This window comes from Virgibacillus halodenitrificans JCM 12304 (assembly GCF_001310895.1).
Lineage (GTDB): Bacteria > Bacillota > Bacilli > Bacillales > Amphibacillaceae > Virgibacillus_Q > Virgibacillus_Q halodenitrificans.
The window spans coordinates 1-12,926 of record NZ_BAZS01000027.1 but is presented as its reverse complement, the minus strand read 5'-3'; the positions used below and the strand labels follow the sequence as shown (position 1 = coordinate 12,926).

The 12,926-nt window shown below is 38.0% G+C and carries 10 protein-coding genes, 1 other RNA gene and 2 pseudogenes; 3 read left to right on the top strand and 10 right to left on the bottom strand.

Going from position 1 to position 12,926, the window contains the following annotated elements:
• Positions 1-11: 11 nt before the first annotated feature.
• The 6 genes and pseudogenes from recR to tadA all read right to left on the bottom strand — a co-directional run bounded on the left by recR (position 12) and on the right by tadA (position 4,539).
• Positions 12-608 (bottom strand): recombination mediator RecR, encoded by a 597-nt coding sequence (recR, locus tag JCM12304_RS13650; RefSeq protein ID WP_019378908.1) that lies wholly within the window; start codon positions 606-608, stop codon positions 12-14.
• 391 nt (positions 609-999) lie between these two features.
• Entirely contained in the window at positions 1,000-1,320 is a 321-nt protein-coding gene (locus JCM12304_RS13645; RefSeq protein ID WP_019378907.1) for a YbaB/EbfC family nucleoid-associated protein, read from the bottom strand.
• Positions 1,321-1,362: 42 nt separating this feature from the next.
• A pseudogene (dnaX, locus tag JCM12304_RS13640) lies at positions 1,363-3,050 on the bottom strand (DNA polymerase III subunit gamma/tau).
• A 120-nt stretch (positions 3,051-3,170) separates the two neighbouring features.
• The gene (locus JCM12304_RS13635) at positions 3,171-3,392 is read right to left on the bottom strand and encodes an aspartyl-phosphate phosphatase Spo0E family protein (RefSeq protein WP_082388047.1); all 222 of its coding nucleotides are present in this window, start codon (positions 3,390-3,392) and stop codon (positions 3,171-3,173) included.
• Positions 3,393-3,777: 385 nt separating this feature from the next.
• Positions 3,778-4,043: signal recognition particle sRNA large type (ffs, locus tag JCM12304_RS13630), an RNA gene on the bottom strand.
• Positions 4,044-4,098: 55 nt separating this feature from the next.
• On the bottom strand, positions 4,099-4,539 hold the full coding sequence (gene tadA, locus JCM12304_RS13625; protein WP_019378904.1) for a tRNA adenosine(34) deaminase TadA: 441 nt from the start codon (positions 4,537-4,539) through the stop codon (positions 4,099-4,101).
• 130 nt (positions 4,540-4,669) lie between these two features.
• Between tadA and JCM12304_RS13620 the strand changes: the two genes are divergently transcribed.
• Together JCM12304_RS13620 and JCM12304_RS13615 are read left to right on the top strand one after the other, a co-directional pair.
• Entirely contained in the window at positions 4,670-5,203 is a 534-nt protein-coding gene (locus tag JCM12304_RS13620; RefSeq protein ID WP_060680986.1) for a cysteine hydrolase family protein, read from the top strand.
• Positions 5,204-5,275: 72 nt separating this feature from the next.
• Positions 5,276-6,565 carry a LysM peptidoglycan-binding domain-containing protein gene (locus JCM12304_RS13615; RefSeq protein WP_060680984.1) on the top strand — a complete coding sequence of 430 codons (1,290 nt, stop codon included), beginning with the start codon at positions 5,276-5,278 and terminating at the stop codon, positions 6,563-6,565.
• Positions 6,566-6,712: 147 nt separating this feature from the next.
• Here JCM12304_RS13615 and JCM12304_RS13610 read toward each other — a convergent pair whose 3' ends face one another.
• Both JCM12304_RS13610 and JCM12304_RS13605 read right to left on the bottom strand, forming a co-directional pair.
• The gene (locus JCM12304_RS13610) at positions 6,713-7,228 is read right to left on the bottom strand and encodes a type 1 glutamine amidotransferase domain-containing protein (protein ID WP_060680981.1); all 516 of its coding nucleotides are present in this window, start codon (positions 7,226-7,228) and stop codon (positions 6,713-6,715) included.
• A 70-nt stretch (positions 7,229-7,298) separates the two neighbouring features.
• A complete protein-coding gene (locus tag JCM12304_RS13605) occupies positions 7,299-7,736 on the bottom strand; it encodes an Rrf2 family transcriptional regulator (protein WP_060680979.1) in 438 nt (145 codons plus the stop codon).
• Positions 7,737-7,875: 139 nt separating this feature from the next.
• Between JCM12304_RS13605 and hmpA the strand changes: the two genes are divergently transcribed.
• On the top strand, positions 7,876-9,102 hold the full coding sequence (hmpA, locus tag JCM12304_RS13600; protein ID WP_060680977.1) for an NO-inducible flavohemoprotein: 1,227 nt from the start codon (positions 7,876-7,878) through the stop codon (positions 9,100-9,102).
• A gap of 246 nt (positions 9,103-9,348) precedes the next feature.
• Here the strand turns inward: hmpA and JCM12304_RS13595 are convergent, their stop codons facing one another.
• Positions 9,349-10,521 (bottom strand): hydroxymethylglutaryl-CoA synthase, encoded by a 1,173-nt coding sequence (locus tag JCM12304_RS13595; protein ID WP_060680975.1) that lies wholly within the window; start codon positions 10,519-10,521, stop codon positions 9,349-9,351.
• Positions 10,522-10,930: 409 nt separating this feature from the next.
• Positions 10,931-12,645: pseudogene (acsA, locus tag JCM12304_RS13590) on the bottom strand (acetate--CoA ligase).
• Positions 12,646-12,926: the final 281 nt, after the last annotated feature.

The following is a 12,926-nucleotide window of genomic DNA, read 5'->3' as shown; positions in this document are numbered from 1 at the left end:
CACACCTAATCCTATACATCTCTTCTGCCTTCCAATGCTTTTGAAAGGGTTACTTCATCCGCATATTCAAGATCTCCGCCTACTGGTAACCCGTGTGCAATTCGGGTTGTTCGAATACCTGATGGTCTAACAAGTCTGGATATATACATTGCGGTAGCTTCCCCTTCAATATTCGGGTTTGTCGCTAATATTAACTCTTTTACCTCTTCATCCTTCAGACGATTTATTAAATCAGGTACGTTAATATCTTCAGGTCCGATACCATCCATCGGAGAGATTGCGCCATGAAGCACGTGATATTTCCCGTGGTATTCTTTCATTTTTTCCATTGCGATAACATCTTTTGGATCCTGCACAACACAAATAATGGACTGATCTCTCGTCGTATCCTGACAGATAGAACAAGGGTCCTGATCCGTAATATGACCACAAATGGAGCAATGTGTTAACTCTCTCTTTGCGTTCACCAATGCATTCGCAAAGTCAAGAACATCATCATCCTTCATATTTAAAACGAAAAATGCCAGTCGGACTGCGGTTTTCGGCCCAATGCCTGGCAATTTTGTAAAGCTGTCAATTAATTTTGAAATTGGCTCTGGATAATACATGAAGTGTGCCTCCTAAAAACAAAAGCGCAAGCGCCTTGGTCACCCCTGACAAGCTTAAGCAAGAAATCGTAATGGCGAAGCAGCTAATTTCAATAACTTCTTGAAGTACTGCTTGAATATGCCTCATGCAGCTTTGCGATGAGCGTAGCGCAAGAGCATATCTCTTTTTTGCCATGTAGAGTTATTGCTTAAGACCTCGAGGGGGTAGGTGCTGGAGCTGGACATGGCTAATTCAGTAATATTAATTAATCACAGGTCCTAAAATTTATAGTTTCCTAAGCAAGAACAAAAGCGCAAGCGCCTATAAAAAGGACAGATCTAAACTGCCCTGCCCTGGACAATAGCGACTTATAGCTTTCAAATACTTGAATTTATAAGTCGCTAAAGCAATTTAGAACATTCCTGGCATGTTCATTCCTTTTGTAAACTGTCCCATTGTATCATTTGTTTTATCATCAATTTGCTTCAATACATCATTGGTTGCAGCAAGAATAAGGTCTTGTAGCATATCAACATCATCAGGATCTACTACTTCTTCTTTAATCTGAACATCAGTAATTTCTTTTTTACCATTTGCTACTACGGTAACCATTCCGCCCCCAGCAGATGCTTCAAACGTCATTTCGTGAAGCTCATCCTGTGCCTTCATCATTTTCTTTTGCATTTTTTGCATCTGCTTCATCATGTTACCCATATTTCCCATACCTTTCATGGAAAAACGCCTCCTTTATATTCAGCTCATTTTTATTTTTTATTAATCATGTATTTCTAACAAATCATCACCAACGAGCTTACGTGCTTCCTCAATTAATGGATCTGCTTGCTCCTGTTCAGAATCTGCTGGTTTTTCTTGTTTATTAATATATTCAGCTCTTAGTTCTGTCCAAGCTTTTTCAGGAATAGGTATAATCGTTAAGTTTTTACCCATCACTGCTTCCAACACAGATTCTACAGTCTCCCTGTTATCCATAAATAATGAACAATGAATTTCGTATTTAAATGCGACAATTAATATTTCATCCGAAGCTGCTGCTGGCTTACTATCCTGTATTGTAGCATGTGCAGGTGCATTTGTCGTTTTTAATTTACTTAGAAAATCAGCCCAGTGTGATTGCACACTTTTTAATGCTGGTTTTCCAGCCTGTTTTAAAGCATCCCGTATGCGATCATATGGAATCTTAAAACCATTTTTTGAAGAGCGCGCTGGTGCTCTTCTTGTTTCCCTCTGTGGTACAGGCTGAGATTGAACAACCGGATTTTCCTTTAACATGGTCAATTCTTTCTCAAGTGTAGCTAATCTCGAAGTAAGCTTTGTGACCATCTCTGTGTCACCGGACGCTGAAGGTGTTTCTTCTTTTTGAACTCTATTTGTAAGACTTAAAATAGTTATTTCTATAAATACTTTCGGACTGTTGGTCCATTTTATTTCCTGTTGACACTGGTTTAATTGCATAATAGCATGTTGAACCCAATCAATGGAAATCATGTCAGCCAGCTGAGTAAATTCCTCTTCCACCCGGGCGCGTTCAAGTAGCCTTCAAGGTCTGGTGCACTCTTGAAAAGTAGTAAATCACGCATAAAGTAAATCATGTCATAAACAAACCGACCCGGGTCTTTGCCATTTTGAATCAGTTCATCAAGTAACCGTAATGCATCTTCTACATTTCTTTCGTACATTGCCATTACAATGCGATTAAGGATTTGTTGTGAAACTCCACCAGTAACAGCCAACACATCCTCCAATTCGACCGATTCCTCACTATAAGAGATGGCTTGATCTAGAATGCTTAAGGCATCTCTCATCCCACCTTCAGCAGCCAAAGCTACTGTCTCTAAGGCTTCAGAGGAAACAGAAATATTTTCTGTGCCAATAATTGTTTGCATGCGCTCGACGATTGCCTGATTGGAAATCGGCTTAAAGTCAAAACGCTGGCATCTGGAAAGAATGGTTAATGGTATCTTGTGCGGCTCCGTTGTAGCAAGAATAAATACTACATGCTTTGGTGGTTCTTCCAAGGTTTTCAGTAATGCATTAAATGCATTAACAGAAATCATATGCACTTCGTCAATAATATATACTTTGTACGGAACAACACTTGATGCATATTTCACCTTGTCCCTAATTTCACGAATATCATCAACACTGGTATTGGAAGCTGCGTCAATTTCGATTACATCAGAAATAGAACCATCCTGAATCCCACGACATGCGGCACATTCATTGCATGGTTCTTTTACCGGCGCGTGTTCACAATTAATCGTCTTTGCAAAAATTTTTGCAGCACTTGTTTTCCCCGTCCCTCTTGGACCGGAGAATAAGTAAGCATGTGAAAATTTTTCCTGAATAATTGCGTTCTGCAATGTTCGGGTAATATGTGTTTGTCCAACAACATCCTGGAATTTCCTAGGACGCCAAACGCGGTATAAAGCTTGATAGCTCATAATATGATTCCCCTCTACAATCTCTTTTTATTATACTCTATTTAAGGGGTAAATGTGAACCTTAGGTGATTGAATTTATTCCTTAAGGAAGGGTGACTTTTTATGTTGAAACGAGGTGACTTACATTGTCATGAAGCAGGCTTCTTGCTGTGTCATTTCCGAATGTTTATTTAACAGGTCATCAAGTTGTTGACTACACTCTACGGTTCGTTCATCGTTCAAACCATATTGCATTCCTAACATAATCATCTCCTGTTTCACCATAATGATATCAGTTATTAGTTTGTTTAAGGCTGGATCTTTTTGTACCATTTCGTCATTTCCTCCATATTTTTTATCCATTATTGTTCCTAGTACATTAGTACTTAAACACACGAGAGCAATTATGCCATTTTACGAAAATAAAGCAAGGCTTTCTACAAAAAAAGTCAAAAAAAGCTAGTAATAGACAGTGATTTTGCTGAATGAAGTTGAACGCAAATAGTATAAATGGCACCCACCTGGAAAATGATGTTTATCTTTGGAGTAGATTGCTGTCTAAATATAGAGCAGTGTGGAAGATTAATCGTCAGAAGGGAAATTTTATTCCGCCTGAAATCAGATTAACCGGATTGGAGGAAATTCTTCCTCATAGATGGTGTTCTCTGCAAAATGGTAGAGAGTAACAATTTCCCACAAACAATAAAAAATCTCCTGTCACTGACAGAAGATTTTCATTCTATGTATACCGTGCACCCATCGTTGATGGAAAGTCCCTATGCGTTACTTAAGTTCATGGCTCGGCTTAGGCGATCCCGCGGCACACAGAAATGACCACTTACTGCTGCTTCCTTCCGGACCTGACAGGATTCATGGGTTTCTGTTGCGCAGGACCTAAGCGTCAACACCACTCCCTTAAGGCAGACCATAAAGACATTCCACCTCGGATGGGAATTCGACCTCGCTATAGCGGATTGCGAGTACAGGGCACCGCTACCTCCCCGCTTAGCACGGCATTAATTATTATAACTATTAATGGAGAGAAATGCAATGGAAAATAATTGATCCACTACTTTTTTCTGTTTCTTAATTGCTTAAAAAAATCTTTCAAGAGCATACTGCACTCTTTTTCCATTACTCCACTTGTCAATTCTACTTGATGGTTAAAGCGAGGATCTTGCAACAAATTCATTAATGAACCTGCACATCCCGCCTTTGGATCTGCAGCACCATATACTACCCGCTTTATTCTTGATTGAACAATTGCCCCTGCACACATTGGACAAGGTTCCAAGGTTACATATAGAGTACAGTCTTCCAAACGCCAGCTGCCAATGATTTGGTTTGCCTGTTCAATTGCAATAAGCTCCGCATGGGAAAGTGTAGTTTGAGAGCTCTCTCGCACATTATGTCCTGTTGCAATGATTTCATTTTTAAAAACGATAACTGCACCAATTGGAACTTCATTTATTGTTTGAGCCTTTTTAGCCTCTTCTATTGCTTGTAACATAAATTCTTCATCAAAAATTTAAAACCTCTCCTTTCTTTAAAAAATTTGTTTTAAAAACTACAGAAAGGAAATAAATGAATATGGAATGCCTAAGCTATTACTTAGTCTAGTCCAAAAAAGGAGAATTAAAATGGAAAATACCCATGACAATACTGCAGTTTTATTTGTTGATATTATAAATCATTTTGACTTCGAAGGTGGAGAGAAGTTATATGCGCATACAAAGGAAATTCTCCCCAACTTAAAGAAGCTTAAAAACTATGCGAGAGAAAATAACTTACCTATTATTTATGTAAACGACCACTATGGGTTATGGCAAGCAGACTTCCGAAAAATTATCGACCATTGCCATAATGATCGAAGTCAAGAAATCATTGAAGAGCTTAAACCAGATGATCATGATTACTTTCTTATTAAACCACAGCATTCTGCATTTTTCCAAACACCACTTCAATCATTACTAAATGAATTAGGCAAGACACATTTAATTATGGCAGGTATAGCTGGTGATATATGTATCCTGTTTACAGCAAAAGACGCCTACATGTACCAATTTGATATGCATATTCCAAAAAATTGTATGGCGTCAGAGGAAAAAGATAATAACAATTATGCTTTGTATCTAATGAGCTCAGTCATGAAGGCAAATATAGATTCCTTTTAATCATGCAGGTATATAAAAACCCTTCCTCTCATAGTATGTAAGTAGCACATACGGAGAAGGAAGGTGACTTACTTGCAAATTCATGTCGTCCGGCAGGGAGATACAGTGTTCAGGATTGCTAATTTATATAATACATCAAGTCAACAAATTATTAATGCCAATGAATTGGATGCACCAAACAACCTGGTGGTAGGTCAGGCACTTGTTATCCCGATCATTGGTCAATTTTACTTTGTAAAACAAGGAGATACTTTGTACAGCATTGGACAACAATTTGGAATATCCCCACAGGAACTAATCCAAATAAATAATTTACCTGCAAATTTCGTTCTTCCTGTGGGCTTTCGTCTATATATTCCACCACAACCAAAAAGAGAGATAACCTCTGTTGCGTATATTGAGCCTTCCGGAGGTTCTGTGTCCCCTACATTAGAGAATGCAGCAGAAAAGACATCACCCTATCTAACCTATCTTGCTATATTCAGCTATAATGTAAACAGAGACGGTACACTATCTCCCCCGCCGTTAGGTAATTTAAAGCAAATAGCTGAGGGGGATAATACCAGTCTAATGCTCGTCGTAAGTAATTTAGAAGAGGGTTCTTTCAGTGCAGAGCTTGGCCACATCATCTTGACAGTGCAAGCTGTGCAAAATACATTATTGGATAATATTATCAATGTTGCTAAGGAAGTTGGCTTTAAAGATGTGCATTTTGATTTTGAATTTCTCAAGGCAGAAGACCGGGAAGCATATAATCGGTTTTTACGGAAAGCAAAAGAACGTTTGTCCCAAGAAGGCTTAATGCTTTCCACTGCACTAGCACCTAAGACAAGTGCCACGCAGACCGGACAGTGGTATCAGGCACATGATTATGCTGCGCATGGCGAAATTGTAGACATGGTTGTTTTAATGACCTATGAATGGGGATATAGTTATGGGCCTCCTATGGCTGTCTCACCGATTAATGAGGTTAGAAAAGTAGTAGAGTATGCAATAACAGAGATACCTCCTGAAAAGATTTTGCTTGGTCAAAATCTATACGGGTATGATTGGACATTACCGTTTGTACAAGGTGGTCCTGCTGCCCGCGCGCTCAGTCCCCAGCAGGCAATTACTCTGGCGCGAAAAGAACAAGCTGAAATTCAATATGATACGACAGCAAAGGCTCCCTTTTTTACGTATTGGGATGAAGCGGGAAAACAACACGAGGTATGGTTTGAAGATGCAAGATCCATTCAAGCCAAATTTAATTTAATTAAAGAATTAGGCTTACGTGGTATTGCATATTGGAAGCTTGGTTTAGCCTTTCCACAAAATTGGTTATTATTAAATGATCAATTTACTATCACAAAACTTGAATAACAGTTCCCATTTAATAAGGATAATTTATCCGCAAAAATGTGTATGTAATAGATTACTTACATTCAGATCTACAAGCTAATAAGCCCCTCTGCTCATTGCAGAGGGGCTTATTTATCTATGAGTTTATCTAAACTTAGGGGGTTAAGTTTATTTTAATAAATTTAATGCTTCACGGTTGAAGGCTGGAATATCATCCGGCTGACGACTGGTTACTAGCTGATCTTGGCAAACAACTACTTCTTTGTCTTCCACAGTAGCACCTGCATATTCCATATCTACTTGAATAGAAGTAAATCCTGTTGCTTTTCTTCCTTCCAGTGTTTTTGCTGTTATTAATAACTGTGGGCCGTGACAGATTGCAAAGACTGGTTTCTTTTCGTCCATGAAATGCTTAGCAAATTTAACAAAGCGCTCATCTGCACGTAATTGATCTGGTGAAAAACCACCCGGAATAAATAATGCGTCGAACTCAGACGGTTTTACATCGTCGATAGATGCATCAATTTTCACCGTTGCTTCTTTATTCTTACCAGTAACTTCTTTTCCCTTTTCCTTCTCAATTGTTACAACTTCATGGCCAGCTTCTTTAAATGCCTTTGCCGGATCTGTATATTCAACATCTTCAAACATATCTGTTAGTACAGTTGCTATTTTTTTACCCATTATCGATACGCTCCTTTAGTTGAGTTATTACATAACTATATCTTCCCACTCCCACAAATTTAAAACATAGTTATTTCAATCCCATTAATTGACGGAGCTCTTCCTCGTTATGAATTAAATCTGCAATTGTATATTCATCCAACACCTTTAAAAAGGCATGAAGTGCTTTATTTAATGCATGCTTTAATGTACAGCCAGGAGAAATAACACAATGATTTGTTTCTTTATCAAAACATTCCAGAATAGTAAAGTCACTCTCCAACATTCGCACAATCCTGCCAACATTCATTTCATCTGCAGGTTTAGCCAATCGAATACCGCCATTTCTTCCACGAATAGATTCTACTAATTCTAGCTTGGTTAATTGATGTACGATCTTTCCTAAATGATGTGTAGAAATATTGTAAACAGAAGAAATCTCTTTAATACTAGCAAGCTCTCCTTCTTTCTTCATGCCTGTAAAGATGAGGACACGCAATCCATAATCCGTATATTTTTTTAAATTCATTATAATCTGCTCCTTGTTACTATCTTCACATAATTGTAACATAAATTGACGTTTTCACTGTTGTCATAGTGTTTACTTCATTATACAATAAACATGTATTCAAAATACATCTTTTAATTTTCAAAGGGAGTGCTTTGTTATGACTACTCAAACAGTTGGATTAGATAAGGGAACAAAGGATATTATTAAAGCTACTGTACCGGTTCTACAAGAACACGGTGCTGAAATTACAAAACGTTTTTATGAATTAATGCTGGGGAATCATCCAGAACTAAAGAATATTTTTAATCAGACAAACCAACGAAAAGGCGATCAGCCAAAAGCGCTGGCAAATACGGTTTATGCAGCAGCTGCCAATATTGATCATTTAGAGGTAATTCTACCCCATGTAAAGCAGATTGCGCATAAGCACAGAAGCCTGAATATTAAGCCTGAGCAATATCCGATTGTTGGAAAGCATTTATTATTAGCCATCAAAGATGTGTTGGGGGACGCAGCTACTGATGATATTATTAATGCATGGGAAAAAGCATATGGTGTAATCGCTGATATATTCATCAGTGTGGAGAAGGAAATGTATGAGGAAACACTTAATAAGACCGGCGGATGGGTTGATTTTAGAGATTTTAAAGTGATTAAAAAGGTGAAAGAAAGTGATGTTATTACATCTTTCTATTTGGAACCAGTAGATGGCATGCCATTTCCTATTTATCAACCAGGACAATACATTACAGTAAAAGCAGAAATAGAGGGAGAAAAGTATAATCATCTTCGTCAATACAGCTTATCATGTGCACCTGGTGAAGGATATTATCGAATTAGCGTAAAACGTGAGGACTCTATTGGCGATTTGCCTGCAGGTGTTGTATCTACTTATTTACATGAACAAGTAGAAGAAGGCTCTATTTTACCAATTAGTGCTCCATCTGGAGATTTCTACTTGGAAAAGAATGATACTCGTCCATTAATACTAATGAGCGGAGGCGTAGGTCTCACTCCAATGGTTAGTATGTTGGAAACGGTAATTAAAGAGCAACCAGATAGAAAAGTAGTATTCATTCATGCAGCTCAATCAAGTAAAGTTCATGCAATGAAGGATAGAATAACAGAAATTAGTAAGCAACATATCAATGTAGAAAGTTATATCGTGTATGATAAACCATGTGAAGGTGATGCATGTGATAAAGTTGGATATATTGATGCGGAATGGCTAAAAGAAATTTTACCAACTAACGACGCAGCATTTTACTTCTGTGGACCAAAAGGATTTATGCGTGCAGCTTATCAGAACTTGAAAAAGTATCAGGTAGAGGATCAGGATATTCATTTTGAAATATTCGGACCAGCAGAAGATATCACAGCTTAAAGAAAAAAGCGCAAGTAACCAGTAATGGTTGCTTGCGCTTTTATGTTGGTTCTAATATATATGTTGGGGTTACTCAATGATTCGTAGAAGATATACTACGAACTAACTTGGAAGGGCTTGTAAACTACCGATTAGTTTGCTCTCCGGCGGATTACCTCGATCTCCTGCCGATTGTTCCCACACTAGTTCGCATTTTCCTCCGACTACGTTTTCGCCCACAAAATTTGCAGGAGAACCTTCATACATTTAGTCTAATTTATTTATATATTGTCGCTTATTGTCAGTGATTCCAGCTAAACAGATAGGTGCCGGGTCCTGCTTTACATCCAACTCTATCGTAGATCCATCAGTTGGTAGTGTATTGGAAAAAATCTCTTCATACTGCTCTACTGATAATTCTTCTCTGGATGAGAACAATTTAGCATGTTGCTCCGTATTTAAGTGAGCTTGGTAATTCGGCTGTAAAACTCCTGTAAAAAACTCACCTACAGCCCCGGAACCATAACTAAAGAAACCGATTCGAGAACCTACTTTTAAGCTCTCCTGTTGTTCAATAAGTGATAAGAAACTTAGATAGAGCGAACCGGTGTAGATATTACCAACTCTGCGGTTATATTGCGTACTTGTTTTATAATTCTCCAATAAGCGCTCTTTGTCTTGCTCTTCAGCCTCATCAATTACCGTGCGTAAAGCTTTCAATCCCATTTTTGTATATGGAAGGTGATAACAAATCGCCTCAAAATCAGCTAATTGAAGTCCTGTTTTCTCTTTATACTGCTCCCATACCTTTTGGAAAAATAGAATATATTGCTCATTAGAGAACTTACCATCTACAAAGGCCTGTTCCGAATATATAGGTCTCCAAAAATCCATAATGTCATTTGTTAAATAAACATCTTCATTTTCAAGTGCAAGAATTCCAGGATTAGCACCGATTAATAAGGCAACAGCACCCGCTCCCTGTGTCGCTTCTCCAGAAGTGTTTAAACCATAGCGAGCGATATCAGCTCCTAATACCAATACCTTACTTTCAGGATGTAAAGCGACATGTCCTTTGGCCATTTGAATAGCAGCAGTGGCGCCATAGCACGCTTGCTTTACTTCTATTGCACGTGCTTGTGGCTTCAAACCAAGCAATTTATGTACATAAACTGCTCCTGATTTAGAATGGTCAATACCTGATTCTGTACCAAAAATAACAAAATCTATTGCTTCTTTGTCCTCTTCGCTAATAATTTGTAGTGCTGCATTTGCAGCTAAGGTAACAGAATCCTGCGTGATGGGTGCAAGTGCCATCTCTTCTTGTCCAATTCCAATCGTAAACTTTTCCGGTTCGACATTTCTTGCTACAGCCAAATTATTCATATCAACATATTGATGTGGTGTATAAAATCCTATTTTATCTATCCCAATTTCCATACTATTTACTCCCTTATAAAAAATATTCTAGACACTCATTTATAATTAAACAAAATTCTTCTTTGTTAGACATTAATATACAATTAGCTTACTCCAATACACTCTATAATAATACGATTAGAGATGAAAAACAATTAATGGAACGCTAGAAAGAGAATTAATTAATCTTGTTTTTCTCCCTATGCTTTAGCGTTTAAAAGTTACAACAAGGGATAGATGCCGAGAATAATTATTACGCTCAGCAGGAGGGAAGTATGTTCACCTTAGTGACTCTGGGTTAGGAGGAGAAAAGTTTTTTCCATTATATAAAAGCAGTGCCCGTATGTTAGCACTAACTAAGACTTCACTAAATCACACAGAAAAAAACGCTGGTATAATACCAACGTTTTTTTCATTCTTTTTATTCTTATTACTCCTCTAATGTTGACGTATCACCTGTTGGTAAGCCGAGTTCCCAAGACTTCAGAAGACGACGCATAATCTTACCACTTCTGGTTTTTGGAATGGAATCTCTTATTTCCATTTCCCTTGGTGCGGCATGTGCACTTAAACCTGTTTTAACAAATTGTCTTATTTCTTCCAACAGATCATCTGATTCCTCGTAGCCATCATTTAGCGTAATAAATGCCTTAATAATTTCGCCACGTTCCGGATGTGGCTTACCAATTACCCCAGCTTCCGCCACTGCAGGATGTTCAATTAATTTACTCTCTACTTCAAATGGCCCAACACGCTCACCAGATGTATTGATAACATCATCCAAACGTCCCTGGAACCAGAAATAGCCATCTTCATCTTTATATGCACTATCTCCGGATACGTACCATCCATTAATAAAGTAGCTCTCAAATTTTTCAGGTCTCTTCCAAACAGCACGCATCATGCTGGCCATCCTTCTTTAATAGCCAAGTTACCCATTTGATTTGGTGGCAGTTCATTTCCTTCATTATCCACAATGGACGCTTCTACACCCGGAATAGGTTTACCCATTGAGCCAGGTCTTATTTCCATGGAAGGTATATTAACGATAAGCTGAGCTCCCGTCTCTGTCATCCACCACGTATCATGGATACGTAAATCAAATGCTTTTAATCCCCATGTTACGACTTCTGGATTTAATGGTTCCCCAACACTCATGATGTGTCTTAAAGAAGAAAGATCATGCCGCTTCACAGCTTCCTCACCAGCACTTACCAGCTTTCTTAACGCGGTTGGTGCGGTATACCATACTGTCACTTTAAATTTTTCAATTGTGCCATACCAGTCATCTGGTGTAAATCTGCCACCACGCACTACATTTGTGACTCCATGCAGCCATGGAGCAAATATACCGTAACTTGTTCCTGTTACCCAGCCTGGATCTGCTGTACACCAATACACATCATCCTCTTCCAAGTCCAGCACCCATTCACCAGTAGCGTAATGCTGAATCATGGCATTATGAACATGGTAAACACCTTTTGGTTTGCCAGTAGATCCTGACGTGTAGTGTAATAACATTCCATCTTCCAAATCGAGCCATTCGATAGCAAAATCCTCGGATGCTGATTTCATTTCCTCATGGTAATCAATGTATTGTTCGCCACTTTCATTATTTTCACCAACTAGAATAATTTTTTCTAGTGATGGGAGATCTTCTTGTGGCACTCGATATAATAGATCCGGTGTAGTAATAAGTACAGTTGCTTCACTATCCTGCAAACGATCGCGTACCGCTTGCTCCATAAATGCTTCAAATAATGGGCCTGCAATTGCACCTGTTTTTAAAATGCCAAAGAAAGCAGCGTAAAATTCAGGGCTTCTTGGCATGAATAAAAACACTCTGTCACCTTTTTTTACATCATACTTTTTTAATACATTTGCAAACTGATTACTTTGCTTACTTAAATCTGAGAAAGTAAGCTTTTCCTCTCGATCAGGAGAAGAATATAACAATGCCGTCTTATCCTTTTTCTCTGGATTCTCTGCATGGCGGTCTATTGCTTCATAAGCCATGTTTACTTTTCCTGTTTCATTCCAGGAGAAATTCTTTTTCATATCTTCCCAAGAAAATTGTTCACGCATTTTTTCATAGTTTTTTAGATTATGATTTCCTTCTCTTGCCGGTATTTTCTGCACATCCATCTAATCACCTCATCCTTAATTATGAAACCGATTCCAACAAACGGTTAATTATAAATAGTTAAAACATTTTGGTAACTAATTTCTATTTTAGAATATTTTGTGACAATTTTAAAGTAATATAATCCATTAAATGAAATTTCCCTGTAAGAAAGTCAATAAACCTTGTTTATTTCTATATTGCATATGTTAGGGTTCAAACGCTACCTCGTCCATTCATAGTAGGAGGAAACTGCGACGTAACTTTATTGATGAAAAGCTCAATGAAATATTTGAGGAGAAGT

Bases quoted from the DNA above. Each gene is read 5' to 3' on its own strand.
- recR (WP_019378908.1), bottom strand. From the start codon at position 608: ATGTATTATCCAGAGCCAATTTCAAAATTAATTGACAGCTTTACAAAA.
- JCM12304_RS13645 (WP_019378907.1), bottom strand. From the start codon at position 1,320: ATGAAAGGTATGGGAAATATGGGTAACATGATGAAGCAGATGCAAAAA.
- JCM12304_RS13635 (WP_082388047.1), bottom strand. From the start codon at position 3,392: ATGGATAAAAAATATGGAGGAAATGACGAAATGGTACAAAAAGATCCA.
- tadA (WP_019378904.1), bottom strand. From the start codon at position 4,539: ATGTTACAAGCAATAGAAGAGGCTAAAAAGGCTCAAACAATAAATGAA.
- JCM12304_RS13620 (WP_060680986.1), top strand. From the start codon at position 4,670: ATGGAAAATACCCATGACAATACTGCAGTTTTATTTGTTGATATTATA.
- JCM12304_RS13610 (WP_060680981.1), bottom strand. From the start codon at position 7,228: ATGGGTAAAAAAATAGCAACTGTACTAACAGATATGTTTGAAGATGTT.
- JCM12304_RS13605 (WP_060680979.1), bottom strand. From the start codon at position 7,736: ATGAATTTAAAAAAATATACGGATTATGGATTGCGTGTCCTCATCTTT.
- hmpA (WP_060680977.1), top strand. From the start codon at position 7,876: ATGACTACTCAAACAGTTGGATTAGATAAGGGAACAAAGGATATTATT.
- JCM12304_RS13595 (WP_060680975.1), bottom strand. From the start codon at position 10,521: ATGGAAATTGGGATAGATAAAATAGGATTTTATACACCACATCAATAT.